This window comes from Pseudomonas agronomica (assembly GCF_025917275.1).
In the GTDB taxonomy this organism is placed as follows: Bacteria; Pseudomonadota; Gammaproteobacteria; order Pseudomonadales; family Pseudomonadaceae; genus Aquipseudomonas; species Aquipseudomonas agronomica.
In genome coordinates this window covers 1-260 of record NZ_JAOSHO010001144.1, presented here as the reverse complement: position 1 = coordinate 260, position 260 = coordinate 1, and the positions used below count along the sequence as shown (strand labels likewise).

Genomic DNA, 260 nt, shown 5'->3' with positions numbered 1-260 from the left:
GTCGAGCGCTCGGCGGTTGCCTACGATCAGCTCAAGGCGTACCTGATGATGGCGCGCCCGGAAAAAGCCGAGGCGGAGCTTCTGGTCAAGACCTTCGGCCACACCGAACCCATCCGGGAGAACGTTGCCCCCGCGCTCTGGCGAACGCTGGCGCCCGGCTTCTGGCAGTTCTACGCCGAGCATCTGGCCGCGCACCCCGACTGGCGCATCGAGGCCGACCCTCGGTTGGTGGCGCAGGTGCGCCAGGCCTTGCTCGATCA

At 67.7% G+C, this 260-nt stretch carries 1 protein-coding gene; it reads left to right on the top strand.

The features are described 5' to 3' along the window. Positions 1-260 (top strand): ImcF-related family protein (locus OC610_RS29300; protein ID WP_264433357.1); only part of this gene is annotated, 260 nt, incomplete at both ends.